Here is a 15,412-nt window from a genome sequence, read left to right as displayed (position 1 = left end):
CGATTTTGTAGTGAGAGAGGGGCGTGTTCGCGAGATTGGCCCCTCATCCCAACTCCTCTCCCATAGGAGAGGGAGTTAAAAAAGATCAACCAAAACGACCGGTGATGTAATCCTCGGTCTGCTTCTTGCTCGGCTTGGTGAAGATCTTTTCCGTATTGTCGAATTCGATCAAATCGCCCATATACATGAACGCGGTGCGGTCGGAACAGCGCGCCGCCTGTTGCATGTTGTGGGTGACGATCACGATGGTGTATTCGTGCTTGAGCTCTTCCACCAACTGCTCAATACGGCCGGTGGCGATCGGGTCCAGCGCGGAGGTGGGTTCGTCGAGCAGCAACACTTCCGGACGCAGCGCAATGCCGCGCGCAATGCACAGACGTTGCTGCTGACCACCGGACAAACCTAGCGCGCTCTGCTTGAGCTTGTCTTTCACTTCGTCCCACAGTGCAGCGCTACGCAGCGCCTGCTCCACGCGAATTTCCATGTCCGCGCGCGACAGCTTTTCGTGGTGGCGGATACCGTAGGCCACGTTCTCGAAAATCGTCATCGGGAACGGCACCGGTTTCTGGAACACCATGCCGACCTTGGTGCGCAGACGGTTCATCGAGAACTTCGGATCGAGGATGTTCTCGCCGTCCAGTTCGATCGAGCCTTTCGCTTCCAGCTTCGGATAAATGGCGTAGATGCGGTTGAAAATGCGCAGCAGGGTGGACTTGCCGCAGCCGGACGGGCCGATGATCGCGGTGACCTGCTTCTCGGGGATGTCCATGTTGATGCCTTTCAGCGCATGGAATCCGTTGTAGTAGAAGTGCACGTCGCGCACTTTCAGTTTGGCGGGGGAGGCGCCGGTCAGGGGAGCCGCGGTGGCGGCGGCGAGGTCATTCATAACTCACCTTCTTGCGCGAAAACATGATGCGGGTCAGCAGGCTCAGCGCCAGCACGAACAGGGTGATCAACAGCGCGCCGGCCCAGGCGATCGCATTGAGGGCGGCATCCGCAATACCTGTGTATTGATAAATGGTCTGCGGCAGGCTGGCCATTTTGTTCAGCGGATTCACAGTCATGAAGTTGTTGCCGAACGCCGTGAACAGCAGCGGTGCAGTTTCACCGGCCAGGCGGGCAAGCGCCAGCAGCACGCCGGTGAGAATGCCCGAGAAGGCTGCACGCATCAGCACTTGAACGGTGAGCTTCCATTGCGGAACGCCGAGCGACAATGCCGCTTCGCGCAGCGTTCCCGGCACGAGCCGGAGCATTTCGTCGGTGGTGCGCACGATCACCGGCAGGCCAATCAGCGCCAGCGCCACGCTGCCAGCAAAAGCGGAGAAGCTGATGCGCCCATGGGTGAGTTCCGTCATCGGCAACACCACGATCACGTACACGAACAGGCCCAGTACGATCGACGGTGCCGACAACAGAATGTCGTTGAGAAAGCGAATCGAAGCGCCCAGGCGAGTAGAGCTGGCATATTCGGCCAAGTAGGTGCCTGCCAGCACACCGATCGGCGTACAGATCAACAAGGCCATCAGGTCCATTTCCAGGCTGCCGACGATGGCGTTGACGAGCCCGCCGTCCGCTTGATAAGCCGTAATCTTGGTAAACAGCGCCGGTTTCATCGCGGAGAAACCGTGCTGCACCGTTATTTCCAGAATCCACACCAGAAAAATCAGGCCGATCAGTGTGGCCAGCCCACTGAGCCCGAGCGCAATCACGTTGACGACACGGCGGCGTGCATAGACGGCGGACATCAGCGACCCTCCTTGCGCGCGAGCTGGCGCAGCATGTAGCGCGCGATCAGCAGCACGATGAAAGTCACCACGAACAGCAGGAAGCCCAGCGCAATCAGCGCGGAGCGATGCAGCTCTGTTGCTTCGTTGAACTCATTGGCGATGCTGGAGGAAATCGACGTGCCCGGCATCAGCAGCGACGCTGTGAGGTTGTACGAATTGCCCAGCACAAAAGTCACCGCCATGGTTTCACCGAGTGCGCGGCCCAGACCGAGGAAGATACCGCCGATCACCGCCGAGCGGGTGTATGGAAGCACGATGTCCCACACCACCTCCCACGTGGTGGAACCGAGCGCATAAGAAGACTCTTTCAGTCGCGCGGGCACCGTCTGAAACACTTCGCGCATCACCGAAGAGATGAACGGCAGGATCATGACTGCCAGCACGATGCCCGCGGTGAGCAGGCCCAAGCCCAGCGGCGGCCCTTGGAACAGGGCGCCGATGACAGGAATGTTGCCGAGCGTGTCGTTGAGTGTTGGTTCGATGCTGGACATGAAAGGCACGAAGACAAACAAGCCCCACATGCCGTAGATGATCGAAGGAATCGCGGCCAGCAATTCGATCGCAGCGCTTACCGGGCCGCGCATCCAGTTTGGAGCGATCTCTGTGAGGAACAACGCAATGCCGAAGCTCACCGGCACCGCAAGCATCAGCGCGATCAGTGAAGTGATCAACGTACCGGCGATCGGCGCGAGCGCACCGAACTGGTTTTCGACCGGATTCCATTCCGAACTAAGCAGGAAGTGCAGGCCATCCTTGAAGAGCACATCTCGGCCACCCCACAGCGTGGCCAGCGCCGCGCCTAGCAGCGCCGCCAGCACAAGTAGCGCGCAGAAACGCAGGATGAGACGAAAGATGAAATCGTGGCGGGCATCGGTGCGCGAACGATGTTCAGTATCGCGGGGGATCGGTTCGGCACTTATCGCGGACATACGTGTCGTTATTTTCTGCGATGGGTTTCAATCAGCACGACGCGCGCAACGAAACGTTGCGCGCGTCGCAGAGTCACACTGCAGCCGTCCTGGCGACAGCGCGCAGCTTACTTCTTGTACTCGCTGGCCCAGTAGGCCTCGATCTGCTGCACCAGCGAAGCGGGCAGCGGCACGTAGTACAGCGAGCGGGCTGAGTCCTGGCCCTGTTCATAGGCGAACTTGAAGAAGTCGAAGGAGACCTTGGTGTTGGAGGCGTTCTTCGGCGTCTTGTACATGATCACCCATGAGGTTGCGGTGATCGGCCACGCATCGTTGCCCGGAGCGTTGGTCATCAGCAGGTTGAAGTCCTTGGCGCTCTTCCAGTCGGCCGTGTTGGCAGCAGCCTGGAAGCTGGCGATGGTCGGTTCCACCACGTTGCCGGCGGCGTTCTTCATCTTCGCGTAGCCGAGCTTGTTCTGCACCGCGTATGCGTATTCCACGTAGCCGATCGAGTTCGGGATCTGCTTGATATAAGCGGAAACGCCCTCGTTGCCCTTGCCGCCGATGCCGGTCGGCCACTGCACAGCCGTGCCTTCACCCACCTTCGACTTCCAGTCCGCGCTCACTTTCGAGAGGTAGTCGGTGAAGTTGAACGTGGTGCCCGAACCGTCCGAGCGATGCACGACATAGATCTTGGAGCTGGGCAGGTGCGCGCCGGGGTTGAGCTTGGCGATGGCCGGATCGTTCCAACTGGTGATCTTGCCCAGGTAGATGTCGGCCAGCGTGGAGCCGTCGAGCACCAGCGCACCCGGCTCAATGCCGGCCACGTTGAATGCCGGCACGATGCCGCCGATCACGTCAGGGAACTGGCCCAGACCGAACTTGGCAAGATCTTCTGCCTTGAGCGGCATGTCCGAAGCGCCGAAGTCCACCGTGCCGGCCTTGATCTGCGCGATGCCGCCGCCGGAACCGATCGACTGATAGTTGATGTGATTCCCCGTCTTCTCTGCATAAGCAGCCGACCATTTGGAGATGACCGGATAGACGAAGCTGGAGCCGGCGCCGGTGATATCGGTGGCCTGTACCGTCGTGCCGAACAGCGATGCGGCGACCGCAAAGGCAATCATGCCGAGGCGGGACGGAAGTTTGAATGAGGTCAACACAGTGGCTCCTTTGGAGGGAAGTGGCGAGTAGTGCCTGCGACCCGTGTATTGCAGAGGCTTGGTGTTGCAATGAGATGAGACAAACATGTCAGCTTGATGACAATCGCAAGAACTTGAGGAAAGAACTGTCAAAACTGATACGTTTTCATGTGAGGCGACTCAAAAACTCACTGAGTGAGTCCCTCTCCCTCCGGGAGAGGAGCCTGCCCCCGACTCGATCGGGGGTGCCGAGAGGCGGGTGAGGGTTCGGGCGGAGCGTGATGCCGATTTCTCCCGCAAGTTTTGCCATGGCGCGCTGATCGTATCCTCACCCAACCCATCTCCCGAAGGGAGATGGGTACACGCTGCAAACTTTCCCGGACAGCAGTGTGCTTTCGCGGGAATGATGACATTACATATGTATGCGTTTTGCAGGAGGTTGGGCTCTCCCAACGCCGGCGTGGTCAAGGCAACGCGGTGCCCACCCGATCCAGCTCCAACAACTCCAACGACCGCAATCGGTTCACGATGCGGCAAAACAACAACGCAGTCCGCTCGGCGTCATAGACCGCCGAGTGCGCTTCGCTTGCATCGAAGGAATAGCCGGCGGCCAGCACGGCCTTGCTCAACACGGTTTGGCCGTACAGCAGGCCGCTGAGCGTGGCGGTATCGAAGCAACTGAAGGGATGGAACGGATTGCGTTTGTGACCCACGCGGCGCACAGCGGCGTTGAGAAAACCCAGATCGAATGCGGCGTTATGACCCACTAGCACCGCGCGTTGACATTCGTTGGTGCGCATCGCCGTACGCACGGGATGAAAGATATGGTCCAGCGCTGCGCGTTCGTTCAACGCGCCGCGCAGGGGGTTGTCCGGATCAATGCCGGTGATTTCCAGCGCGCGTGGATCAATGTTTGCACCGGGAAACGGCTCCACATGAGTGGATACCACCGGATGAGGGTAGAGCTTGCCTTCCTGGTCCATGCCGATGGTGACGGCTGCGATTTCCAGCAAAGCATCGCGCTCGGCATCGAACCCGCCAGTCTCTACGTCCACGATCACCGGCAGGAAGCCGCGGAAACGGTCGGCCATGCGGGCCGCCAGGCTGTTATTGAGTTGCTCCATCAGAGAAGCATATCAGTTGCCGATACTGCCGCTCGTCGGATGAGGCCTTCTTAATTGGCAGGAATGCCGGTGCTCGATAAAGCGTTTTCGTCAGCCATGCGCAGGGTAGGGAAGCCATAACGGTAAGTTTCATACTGAAGAATTCGCCCGCCCTGAATGACGAACCGTACGGTTTGTCTTCGTTTTGTCACATAACATCCATCTAACGGTAAAGCTGCCGCTCGATCATGCGCCCAGCCCGCAGGCCGCTCCAGGGGATTGGACTTACGTGCCACGCGGTTTCTTATAGATAAAAGCGGAGACAACAATATGCGTTCCAAGATGCTCACGGTGGCTATCGCTGCCGGTTTGGGCTTGACCAGCGTTACAGCGACTGTGTCGGCTCAGACATCGAACAAGAAAGTGTCTGTCAGTGCGTCCGAACTGGCGCAGATGAAGGCCGAGATCGCAGCTCTGGAGCAGAAGGTTCAAGACCTGGAATCGCAGCAGCAGGCCGCGCAGCAGGCGCAGGTTGAAACCGCGCAATCCGTGCAGGCAACGCAAGCTCAAGTGCAGGCTACGCAAAAGCAGGTCGCAGCGGCACAGACGCACACGGGCGACATCTTGGGTGGCACCGGTGGCGTGAAGTGGACCTTCGGCGGCTTCCTCGCGGCTGAAACGGCGTACCGCTCGCGTGACACCGCTGATGACATCGCAACCAAATTCACCGCCATTCCGTTCATGGGTGGTACGAGCACCGCGCCGATCAATACGAGCAGCGGCGCCACCACCACCTATCCGGTCACCAACGCCAAGAACAATCAGTTCGTATACAGCGCGCGCCAGAGCCGCCTGTCGATCAAGGCCGAAGGCGACATCAACGATTCGACCCACGTGACGGGCTACTACGAGACGGACTTCCTCGGTGGCGCCCAGACGGCGAACATGAACGAGAGCAATTCGTTCAACATGCGTATCCGCCAGTTGTGGACCAGCATCGATTGGAACGACTACGGTCTGCATGCGCTGGCCGGTCAGGCCTGGTCGTTGATGACCCTCGACAGCGTGGGTATCACCCCAGGCAAGGAAGTGCTGCCGCCCACCATCGACGCACAGTACGGCGCGGGCTTCAACTGGGCTCGCCAGACTCAGCTGCGCCTCGTGAAGGATTGGGACAAGAAGTGGTGGTTGGGTATCTCGGTTGAAAACCCGCAGACGGCCGGTATCGGCTCCACGGCTGGCACGGGCACCAAGGGCTATGCGACCACGACCGCCACGGTTGGCGCTGGTTCGTTGTATGACACTCTCAACTCGGTGTCGCTCAACCAGATTCCGGACATCCTCGTGAAATTCGCGGCCGATCCGGGTTGGGGCCACTACGAACTGTTCGGCATTTCGCGCGAGTTCACCACCCGCGTTACGCCGACGACTGCCAACGGCGGTCCGGCCGGCACCAGCAACCAGACCGCGCACGGCGGCGGCTTTGGCTTCGGCATGCTGCTGCCGCTGGTTCCAAAGGTACTGGACCTCCAGGTTTCGGGCATGAGCGGCAAGGGCATTGGTCGTTACGGCACATCCGGTCTGAGCGACATCACCTACACGACCAGCGGCGCTCCGCATCCGCTGAAGGAAAACATGGCGCTCGGCACGCTGACGTGGCATGCCTCCGACGACTTGGATTTCTACGTCGAAGGCGGCCGCGAGCAGCAAGACAGCTACCAGACGGTTGGCGTGAATGGCCTGCCGCTCGGTTACGGTGCTGCTGCCCTCGGCTACAACAACGCCAGCTGCGGCATCTACGGTGCAGCCACCGGTTGCACGGGCCAGAACCGCAGTGTCAAGGAACAAACGTTCGGCTTCTTCTGGAAGTTCTACCAGGGTAAGTTCGGCCGCGTGCAGTTCGGTACGCAGTTCTCGCATCTCTCCCGTCAGCTGTTCACCGACAGCAAGGGCAATGCGCCGACCGCGTCGGACAACATGTTCTTCACGAGCATCCGCTACTACCCGTTCTAATCAGTTATCAGAAGGGAGTTCCACCCAAGGATGGAAAAACGGCGGGCATGTCCCGCCGTTTTGCTTTTTGCGAAATCGCTCACGCTGGCCATCGTGGCGACGGATCTGCTGACCACTGTGTTGATGGGGTTTCGTCTATCGATAGTGCGGCTCGCGCTGCAATCCTCGCGCTTGTAAGTTGGCCTGGAAGCGCACAACGAACCAGGTGCGGTGATGCTGCAGCTCGATGGATCGGCGATGTTCCTCAAAATTCCTGCTCTTGCGCGCACACTGGAACGCGTTGCACTTGCGCGTGGAAGGTCTTCGGCAAGCCGCGTAACAACGCACTTCTACACAAATGTGAAGCGTGGCGCCCTCCCCTGGAAATAGGGGAGGGCTGAGATCGCAAGATTGGAGAATTCTCGCTATGGGGAATATATGATTTTGCTGACACACATCTCAGCTGCCCGCATATGTCCCCTAAGGACCTGTATTTGGCGCACCGAAAAACGTTTGATGCGCAGACATATTCAAGCTGCTGACGCATGACGACTTACTCACCTATGAAGACATTCTTTTCATCGCGATGGATGCTGCTCATTGTCTCGCTTGCCGCCTGCGGTGGCGGCGCAAGCGAGGTCTCGGCCGCGACTTCGGAGTTCACTCCCGCCACGACAATCACAGCCGAATTCGTCCACCCCGGCGTGATGCATACATCAAGCGATCTCGCGCGGATCAAAGCTCATCTAGGCGAAGAGCCGTGGTCAAGCGCGTACCTTAAGTTGAAGAATGATCCTCTTTCTTCGCTAACCTATAGAACGCGGGGCGGAAGTTGCCCGAACGTTGTGCGCGATACGCGCGCCGTTTGCATGGGTCAGTTCAACGACGATGCCGATGCTGCTTATCAGCAGGCGCTTATGTGGGTGCTGAGCGGCGATCATCGTTATGCCGCCAACGCCATGGAGATTCTCAACGCTTGGTCGAGTACGTTGAAATCGATCAGCGGTCACGATGCACCCTTGGCGGCCGGACTGAATGGCTTCAAGTTCGTGTCCGCAGCAGAGCTTCTCCGTTATAGCAACGCTGGCTGGTCATCCAGAGACATTGCCGCGGCGGAGACGATGTTCCTCAATGTCTTCTATCCGGTGATTAAGGATTTCGCACCTTACGCCAATGGAAATTGGGACTCCAGCTGCATGAAGACCATCATGGCGATCGGTGTCTTCACCAACGACTGGAAACTCTTTAATCGCGCGCTCGACTACTACTACAACGGCCCATCCGATGGAGCATTGATTCACTACGTCATCAATGCGTTCGGAGAAACGCAGGAGAGCGGGCGGGACCAGGCACACTCGCAGCTGGGTATCGGCAATCTGGCTGAGGTGGCCGAAGTGGCCTGGGCTCAGGGATTCGACCTGTACGCTGCCTACGATAACCGCCTGCTTGCCGGCTTTGAGTACGTTGCATCGTACAACCTTGGCAACGAAGTGCCATTCACACCCATGGTCGATACCACGGGCAAATATCGGCACTACGTCATCTCCAGTTTTGACCGTGGACAATTCCGCCCCATCTACGAGATGGTCTACAACCACTATGCTCGCCGCGAGAACCTGGCAGCACCCCACACTCAGCAAGCTGCTGAGCGCATACGTCCGGAAGGGCGCACACCCTATGCCGACAATGTTGGTTTCGGGACGCTACTCTTCACGCAGGATTCCGTCCGCACTTTGGCGCCGAGGGGTAAAGGCAACGTGCCGACAGGATTTTCCACCTGTGCGAGTGAGGGCGGAATTTGTAGGGTTTCGCAGGGAACTGGATTGGTGGCTTACGGTGCGGACGGTGTCTGGCACTATCGCGAAGTCGGCGCGGGCGAATCGATCAGTTGCACCAATGCAGATTTTGGCGATCCCCGGATGGGTGTCCATAAGACTTGCTCATATCAACGGTGATTCGATACTGAGCTAGTTGTACGGCGTGGGTTGGGGTGCAAACCCCAACTTGCCATGCATGCGGCAGAATGTTGAATTTGCGGCCCTGTAGGCTGGGATGAAATCCCAGCATTGCTGTCCATCCAAGCATCGCGATGTTGAGGTTTACACCCCACCTACGTCGGCGTCTTGTCTTTGTACCCGCACAAGTCGCGGATTACACACTGGGGGCAATCGGGCTTGCGTGCTTTGCACACGTAGCGCCCATGCAAGATCAGCCAGTGATGCGCATCCTGCTTGAACTCCTTCGGCACTACTTTTTCCAGCTTATCCTCGACTGCGCGCACGTCCTTGCCAGGCGCGAGGCCGGTACGGTTGGCGACGCGGAAGATGTGTGTGTCGACGGCGATGGTGGCGTGGCCAAATGCAGTGTTGAGCACGACGTTGGCGGTCTTGCGTCCGACGCCCGGTAGCGCCTCCAGTGCCTCGCGGTTGTCTGGCACTTCGCTGTCGTACTGATCAACCAGGATTTGGCAGAGCGCGATGACGTTTTTCGCCTTGGCGTTGTACAGGCCAATGGTGTTGATGTAACGCTTGAGCTTTTCCTCACCCAGCTTGAGGATAGCCTGCGGCGTATTGGCCACGGGATAGAGCTTGCGTGTGGCCTTGTTCACGCCGACGTCGGTGGCCTGTGCAGATAGCACCACCGCCACCAGCAATTCGAATGGCGTGGTGTAGGCCAGTTCTGTGGTGGGATGCGGATTGAGTTCGCGCAGGCGAGTGAACAGTTCGACCACATCCGTTTTCTTCACTGCTTGGGCTCCTGTTTCCTGGCTTTTGCGCGTGCAAGGGCGTCGAGCACGCTTTGGCTGGCGTCGTGCACGTGTGCCTTGCGTGCCATCAATTCCGCCTCGCGTTGTGCTTGTTGTGCAGAAAGGCGTGCTTCACGGCGTTCAAAATGTTCGCGTGCCACATTGGCGTGGGCGGGATCATTGGCTTGTGCCAATGGCATAGGCTCAAGCACGATGCAGTCGACCGGACAAGCTGGTACGCAACGTTCGCATCCGGTGCAATCGTCCGCAACGACTGTGTGCATCAGCTTGTTCGCACCGATGATGGCATCGACAGGACACACCTGAATGCATTTGGTGCAGCCGATGCAATCGGCCTCGACGATGCGTGCCAATGTGCGTGGTTTTTCCACGCCATTTTCGGGATTCAACGGCAGCGGTGCGCGGCCGAGCAGGGCAGCCAGCTTGGCGATGCCTTCACTGCCACCGGGCGGGCATTGGTTGATCTCCGCCTCACCGTTGGCAATCGCTTCCGCGTAAGGACGGCAGCCGTGGTAGCCGCATTGTTCGCATTGCGTTTGCGGCAGCAGGGCGTCGATGCGGTCGGCGAGTGTGGTCATTCGCCAACCTCCCTCTCCCCTCCGGGGAGAGGGTCGGGGTGAGGGGACATGCGTGCGATGAATTTCAAAGCGTGAGTGAACACCTGATCTCTATCTTTCAAACTGGTCGCGAGGTTGGCCTCTCACCCCAACCCTCTCCCCGGGGGAGAGGGAGTAAAAACTACCGCACGGTTGCGCCGGGCTTCGCGCCCTGATCCGCATCCAACAAAAACAGATCGCTACCACCATCACCCGCGGAAAGAACCATCCCTTCTGACAAACCAAAGCGCATCTTGCGCGGGGCAAGGTTGGCGATAAACACCACGTTGCGCCCCACCAGCTTCTCCGGCTCGCCATAGGCGGCGCGGATGCCGGAGAAGATCTGGCGCTTGCCGAGCGGGCCGGCATCCAGTTCAAAACGAAGCAGCTTGTCCGAGCCTTCCACAAACTCGCACGCCAGCACCCTGCCGACGCGCAGGTCCAGCTTGGCGAAATCGTCGATGTTGATGGTGGCGGCTTCTTGCGTGGCGATGGGAGCGGCTTCGGTCATGGGTTTGCTGTCTTTCTTGGCGGGCTTCTTGGTGGTGCTTGCGGGTTCCGGCGTGGAACCGAGCGATTCCTTCGAGGCTTCGATCATCGCTTCGATCAGCTTGGGATCGATACGCGAGAGCAACGGCTCGAAGGTGTGGATGGTGTGATTGTGCAGCGTGGCGCACGCAGCGTCGAAATCGGCGATCGGCGCAGCCAGGAATTTCTCTGCCGCTTCCACGGTGGCGGGCAACACGGGCTTGAGTAGACCGCCGAGCAAGCGGAACGCGGACAGCGAGAACGAGCACACTTGGTGCAGCTCTTCGCGCTGCGCTTCGTCCTTCGCCATCGTCCACGGCGCCTTGATGGCGATATGGCCGTTGACCAGATCCGCCATCAGCACGAATTTGCGCATCACTTCGGCGAATTCGCCGCTTTCGTACAGCTTGGGCACGTCGTCGTAGTGCGACAGCAGCGCACGCCACAGTTCGTTCTGTTCTTCCGAGAAACTGGCGGCGAGACGGCCGTTGAAGAACTTCTGCACGAAGCCGGCGGTACGGCTGGCGATATTCACCCACTTGCCGATCAGGTGCGAATTGACGCGTTCCTCGAAGGCCTTCAGATCCAGGTCGACGTCCACCGGCGCATCGTTGAGCATGGTGGCAAAGTAGTAGCGCAGGAATTCCGGATTGAGTCCGACGTCCAGATACGTGCGCGCCTGGATGAAGGTGCCGCGCGATTTGGACATCTTCGCGCCGTTCACCGTGAGGTAGCCGTTGACGTGCAGCGCAGTGGGCGTGCGGAACTGCGCGCCGTGTAGCATCGCCGGCCAGAACAGGCCATGGAAGTTGATGATGTCCTTGCCGATGAAGTGGTGCATCTCCGTGTGGCTGTCAGCGCTAAGGAAATCGTCGAACTTCAGACCGGTGCGATCGCACAGATTCTTGAAGCTGGCGAGATAGCCGACGGGCGCATCCAGCCACACGTAGAAGAACTTGCCCGGCGCATCGGGAATGGGAAAGCCGAAGTAGGGCGCGTCGCGCGAGATGTCCCAATCCTTCAGGCCGCCGTCCAGCCATTCCTTGAGCTTGGCGACCACGCCGGGATTGGCCACCGGCTTGCCATCGGTGAGGCCGCCGGCAAACCAATTGCGCAGCAGCGATTCGAATTTGCTCAGTGCGAAGAAGTAGTGCTCCGAATCGCGCAGCACTGGCGTGGCGCCCGACACCACCGAATACGGATTGAGCAGATCCGTGGGTGCATAGGTGGCGCCGCAGTTTTCGCAGTTGTCGCCGTACTGGTCCGGCGTGCCACAGTTGGGGCAGGTGCCCTTGATGTAGCGATCCGGCAGGAACATCTGCTTCTCGGGATCGAACAACTGCTGGATGTCGCGCTTGGCGATGTAGCCGCCGTCGCGCAGCCGCGTGTAAATCTGCTCAGCCAGCTCGCGGTTCTCTTCCGAATGCGTGGTGTAGTAGTTGTCGTAGCTGAAATGGAAGCCGGCGAAGTCGGCTTCATGCCCGGCGCGGATGCCGTCGATGAACGCTTCCGGCGACATGCCTGCCTTTTCGGCAGCCAGCATGATCGGCGTGCCGTGAGCATCGTCTGCCGCCACGAAGTAGACCTCGTTGCCCATCATGCGCTGCGCGCGAACCCAGATGTCGGTCTGGATGTAGCCCAGCATATGGCCCAGGTGCAGCGGACCATTGGCATAGGGCAGGGCGTGCGTGACGAGTAGGCGGCGGGGCATGATGGCTGCGCTGGCTGAAAGGCTGCGCATTATGGCATGACTCCTGCGCGCCTCCTGTGATCACTGAAGGCGGTCGCGGGATACCCGCCATCGCCACAAGGCCAGGGATATCAGGCCCATAGGCAACCACACCCAGAGCAGTTCCGATGCGATCAGCGGTACGCTGTGCATGCTGAAGAAACGCATGCCGATCGGCGACACGTGGATCGGCCGCCAGGGGAAGAAGTAGCGCTGCGCGGTCAGTGGCCAGGCGATGGCGATGCCCAGGCCGCCGTTGGTCAGCATGTCCAGCAGCGGATGAGAAACGGCTGCCAGGCCAACGAACGCAAATGCGCGTGCGGCGGTGGTACGCAGGCGGCGATGCAGCAACACGGCGAGTGTTGCCGTACAGAGCGCAAACAGCAGTGAATGCAAGGCGCCGCGATGACCGAATGCATCCGCGTAGGCGATGCCGAATTTGAAGCCGAGCGTATCGATGTCCGGCAACATGGCCGCGATAGCTCCTGCACATAGCAGGCGTCGGCTGATGCGTTGCTTGCCTGCGGCTGCACCGAGCAGAACGGGTACGGCGGCGTGCGTGAAGATGGTGGGCATGGCGGTTCCGATCCGTGGAGTGTCAGCATGCCTTCGCTAGCGCGTTCATGTATAGCGTGGCTATAGCGGTGTCGAGATCATTTTGCGATGAGGCGAGGACCATCCTGTTCGCCATATATTTCCTGAGCGAACCCCTCTCCCGTCGGGAGAGGGGTTGCATTTCGCGGTGGTATTACGGACTGGTCACCGTCAGCGTAACCGGCCCGGCTAACACCGTGTAACCGTTGTTATAGCAATACCAAACGTTATAAGTGCCCGTCGCAAGACCCGAGGTATCGAACGTTGCCGTGCCACTGCCGCTCGGCGTGTATTGCCAGCTCGTGGACGAGCCATTGCCGGGGCTGCTGCCCTGGGCATAGATGCCGATCCAATTTTCGCTATTGAGCTGATTGAGCGGCGTGGCGTAATCAAAGTGCACATAAGTGCCTTGCGTGACAGTTGGCATGCTGCTGGCGAGGCTGGGCGTAGTGATCGCGGATGTGGCAACGAAGGCGTCGTTGATCGGCTGCGCGTACTGATCGTTGTGCGTAAGCGGTGCAATGCCGAGCGCGTTTTCGATGGTACGGCCCACACTGTAGTGGTTGTAGCTGACGTTGCTGGCGTAACCGTTCTGCACCGTACCTGGCGAGCCAAGCAGGATGGTGGCGACGTGGTTGGTGCCGGACGATTCCGATTCGTCCCAGGTGAGCACAAGCAGCGAACGCTGCTGCTTCCACGCGGGTGAATTGAAGATCGGTTGCAAGGTCTGCTGCAACCAACCGTTTTGCACCTGCAGGCTGGTGGACGAACCATCGCCGGAGGCTTCGCCGTCGTAATAATCGTCTGCGGCGACCCAGGCGAAGTTCGGCGTAGTGCCGACTGACTGCAGGTCGGTATTCAGTTGCGTGGTGTCGAACAGATGCGCCGCGCAGCGCGTGTGATTCGATGAGATATTGGTGAAGTTGATGAACGGCGCGTCGTCCGGCTCATAGTAGCTGTCGTAGTTGTTGCTGGTGTTGCACGGTGTGCCCATGCCTTGCTCGTACGCCTTCCAGGATTTGCCGGCGGCTTCGAGTTCATCGCCGATATGCTGCGCGGTCACCTTGATGTTCGGGAAGTAAATCGCGCCTTTTACAAACGTATCGCCACCGGCGATCGACAGATAGTTTTCGTCGCTGGGGTGATACACGCCGCTGTAGTTGTAAAGCAGCGTGCCCTGGCTGGTCAGGCTGTTGATGAAGGGGGCATCGGTCGTGTCACCGATCACTTCGTCGTAGTTGGTGTTTTCCATCATCACCACGAACACGTGATCGAACGACGGCACCTGCGATACCGGCGCTTGCAGCGTGGGTGTCGTTACCGGCGTGGACAGCGTCAGCGAGAGATTGTCCGCATAGCCGATGTTGTATGACGCAGAGGTGTTGGTGAATTGCAGCAGCACCGAGATCGTGCGCGTGCCGGCCGGCACGTTGCCGGTAGCGGATTTCGCAATGAAGCCGGTGCTGTCGCCGCGCGCGGATGCGTTTACGCCTGCCAGTTGCGCCGGTTTGCCGAGCGGATTGCCATTGCCATCGAGGAAGGTGGCTGTGAGCACGGCTTGACCGTTGTACACGGTGTAACCACCGAGCCAGCCCGACAAGTTGAATGTGACGTTGCCGCCATCGATGGTGCTGGCTGCGCTGGATACATTCACGTTCTGGCGCAACGCCGAATCACCGTAAGGGCCATCTGCGATAAACGCATTGCCGCCCGATGCATTGCCGGGCGTGCTGAAGCTGCTGATCGAATAACAGACGGTCGACGGATTGCCTTGCGTCACCGTCCAGCCCGGCACCGTATTCACGGCAGACCAGTCGTTGGTACAGGTGCCCGCTTCGCCATTGCCATTCACCAGCAGGTTGCCGCTGTTGGCGGCAAATGCCGGCGTGCTGCACACACCGCTCAGACAAACTGCCCCAAGCATTCCCAATAAGATCGATCTACGTGCATGTTGCATACATCCACCCTTGTTGTTGTGAGAAGGGCGAGACAGTGCAGTGCTGCGATTGCGAATGCGAGACGGTGAGATGACAACGCGCGAGTTGTTGTTGTGCAGTGCGGCGCGTGATGTGATGAAGCCGTGAAACCGCAGGCTAGTCGAAGGTTTTTGTTGGCTCGATACAAATCTCAGCTTTTCCCTGTTCTATGGATGCTGGGATTGCCATCCCAGCCTATGTATGGACTCGCCCCCTTCGTCAACCGCTTTTTTCATCCCCGAATGCCGGCTGCATCTATGTATGAGGCCTCACCAAGGTGGCAAGGTGTG

General features: G+C 59.2%; 12 protein-coding genes and 1 pseudogene. 3 read left to right on the top strand and 10 right to left on the bottom strand.

All coding sequences use genetic code 11. The annotated features are described in order from the left end of the window. Positions 1-85 precede the first annotated feature (85 nt). The 5 genes from pstB to rnt form a co-directional block, all read right to left on the bottom strand. Positions 86-886 (bottom strand): phosphate ABC transporter ATP-binding protein PstB, encoded by an 801-nt coding sequence (gene pstB, locus QQJ86_RS20295; protein WP_284322803.1) that lies wholly within the window; start codon positions 884-886, stop codon positions 86-88. After that, positions 879-1,745, bottom strand: coding sequence for a phosphate ABC transporter permease PstA (gene pstA / locus QQJ86_RS20290; RefSeq protein ID WP_284322802.1), 867 nt, complete (start codon positions 1,743-1,745; stop codon positions 879-881). Before pstA ends, pstB begins: the two co-directional genes overlap by 8 nt. After that, positions 1,745-2,716, bottom strand: a complete 972-nt coding sequence (pstC, locus tag QQJ86_RS20285) for a phosphate ABC transporter permease subunit PstC (protein ID WP_284322801.1) — start codon at positions 2,714-2,716, stop codon at positions 1,745-1,747. Before pstC ends, pstA begins: the two co-directional genes overlap by 1 nt. A gap of 107 nt (positions 2,717-2,823) precedes the next feature. Then, complete coding sequence (gene pstS, locus QQJ86_RS20280; protein WP_423372975.1) at positions 2,824-3,822, bottom strand: phosphate ABC transporter substrate-binding protein PstS; 999 nt, start codon at positions 3,820-3,822, stop codon at positions 2,824-2,826. Between the two features lie 479 nt (positions 3,823-4,301). Then, entirely contained in the window at positions 4,302-4,928 is a 627-nt protein-coding gene (gene rnt / locus QQJ86_RS20275; protein WP_423372911.1) for a ribonuclease T, read from the bottom strand. A 342-nt stretch (positions 4,929-5,270) separates the two neighbouring features. Between rnt and QQJ86_RS20270 the strand changes: the two genes are divergently transcribed. From QQJ86_RS20270 to QQJ86_RS20260, 3 genes and pseudogenes are all read left to right on the top strand, one after another. Beyond that, positions 5,271-6,953 (top strand): coiled-coil domain-containing protein, encoded by a 1,683-nt coding sequence (locus tag QQJ86_RS20270; protein WP_284322798.1) that lies wholly within the window; start codon positions 5,271-5,273, stop codon positions 6,951-6,953. 81 nt (positions 6,954-7,034) lie between these two features. Beyond that, positions 7,035-7,235: pseudogene (locus QQJ86_RS22865) on the top strand (SulP family inorganic anion transporter); the annotation flags it as partial. A 260-nt stretch (positions 7,236-7,495) separates the two neighbouring features. Beyond that, a complete protein-coding gene (locus tag QQJ86_RS20260) occupies positions 7,496-8,887 on the top strand; it encodes an alginate lyase family protein (RefSeq protein WP_284322796.1) in 1,392 nt (463 codons plus the stop codon). A 155-nt stretch (positions 8,888-9,042) separates the two neighbouring features. On the opposite strand, the gene nth is transcribed toward QQJ86_RS20260, so the two are convergent. From nth to QQJ86_RS20235, 5 genes are all read right to left on the bottom strand, one after another. Continuing rightward, on the bottom strand, positions 9,043-9,678 hold the full coding sequence (nth, locus tag QQJ86_RS20255) for an endonuclease III (protein WP_284322795.1): 636 nt from the start codon (positions 9,676-9,678) through the stop codon (positions 9,043-9,045). Further along, positions 9,675-10,277 (bottom strand): RnfABCDGE type electron transport complex subunit B, encoded by a 603-nt coding sequence (locus tag QQJ86_RS20250; protein ID WP_284322794.1) that lies wholly within the window; start codon positions 10,275-10,277, stop codon positions 9,675-9,677. Before QQJ86_RS20250 ends, nth begins: the two co-directional genes overlap by 4 nt. A gap of 160 nt (positions 10,278-10,437) precedes the next feature. After that, positions 10,438-12,534 carry a methionine--tRNA ligase gene (gene metG, locus QQJ86_RS20245; protein WP_284322873.1) on the bottom strand — a complete coding sequence of 699 codons (2,097 nt, stop codon included), beginning with the start codon at positions 12,532-12,534 and terminating at the stop codon, positions 10,438-10,440. Between the two features lie 60 nt (positions 12,535-12,594). Next, positions 12,595-13,128 carry a metal-dependent hydrolase gene (locus QQJ86_RS20240; protein ID WP_284322793.1) on the bottom strand — a complete coding sequence of 178 codons (534 nt, stop codon included), beginning with the start codon at positions 13,126-13,128 and terminating at the stop codon, positions 12,595-12,597. 172 nt (positions 13,129-13,300) lie between these two features. Beyond that, entirely contained in the window at positions 13,301-15,070 is a 1,770-nt protein-coding gene (locus QQJ86_RS20235; protein ID WP_284322792.1) for an alkaline phosphatase family protein, read from the bottom strand. Between the last annotated feature and the right edge of the window lie 342 nt (positions 15,071-15,412).

This window comes from Dyella acidisoli, assembly GCF_030160295.1.
In the GTDB taxonomy this organism is placed as follows: Bacteria; Pseudomonadota; Gammaproteobacteria; order Xanthomonadales; family Rhodanobacteraceae; genus Dyella_B; species Dyella_B acidisoli.
Note: the sequence above shows the minus strand (reverse complement) of the source record. Positions and strands in the feature narration are given on the sequence as shown.

What these genes read in the sequence shown, in the direction of transcription:
- QQJ86_RS20250 (WP_284322794.1), bottom strand. Translation starts at nt 10,277, where the DNA reads ATGACCACACTCGCCGACCGCATCGACGCCCTGCTGCCGCAAACGCAA.
- pstS (WP_423372975.1), bottom strand. Translation starts at nt 3,822, where the DNA reads ATGATTGCCTTTGCGGTCGCCGCATCGCTGTTCGGCACGACGGTACAG.
- QQJ86_RS20235 (WP_284322792.1), bottom strand. Translation starts at nt 15,070, where the DNA reads ATGCTTGGGGCAGTTTGTCTGAGCGGTGTGTGCAGCACGCCGGCATTT.
- pstB (WP_284322803.1), bottom strand. Translation starts at nt 886, where the DNA reads ATGAATGACCTCGCCGCCGCCACCGCGGCTCCCCTGACCGGCGCCTCC.
- pstC (WP_284322801.1), bottom strand. Translation starts at nt 2,716, where the DNA reads ATGTCCGCGATAAGTGCCGAACCGATCCCCCGCGATACTGAACATCGT.
- QQJ86_RS20270 (WP_284322798.1), top strand. Translation starts at nt 5,271, where the DNA reads ATGCGTTCCAAGATGCTCACGGTGGCTATCGCTGCCGGTTTGGGCTTG.
- metG (WP_284322873.1), bottom strand. Translation starts at nt 12,534, where the DNA reads ATGCCCCGCCGCCTACTCGTCACGCACGCCCTGCCCTATGCCAATGGT.
- QQJ86_RS20240 (WP_284322793.1), bottom strand. Translation starts at nt 13,128, where the DNA reads ATGCCCACCATCTTCACGCACGCCGCCGTACCCGTTCTGCTCGGTGCA.
- pstA (WP_284322802.1), bottom strand. Translation starts at nt 1,745, where the DNA reads ATGTCCGCCGTCTATGCACGCCGCCGTGTCGTCAACGTGATTGCGCTC.
- rnt (WP_423372911.1), bottom strand. Translation starts at nt 4,928, where the DNA reads ATGGCCGACCGTTTCCGCGGCTTCCTGCCGGTGATCGTGGACGTAGAG.
- QQJ86_RS20260 (WP_284322796.1), top strand. Translation starts at nt 7,496, where the DNA reads ATGAAGACATTCTTTTCATCGCGATGGATGCTGCTCATTGTCTCGCTT.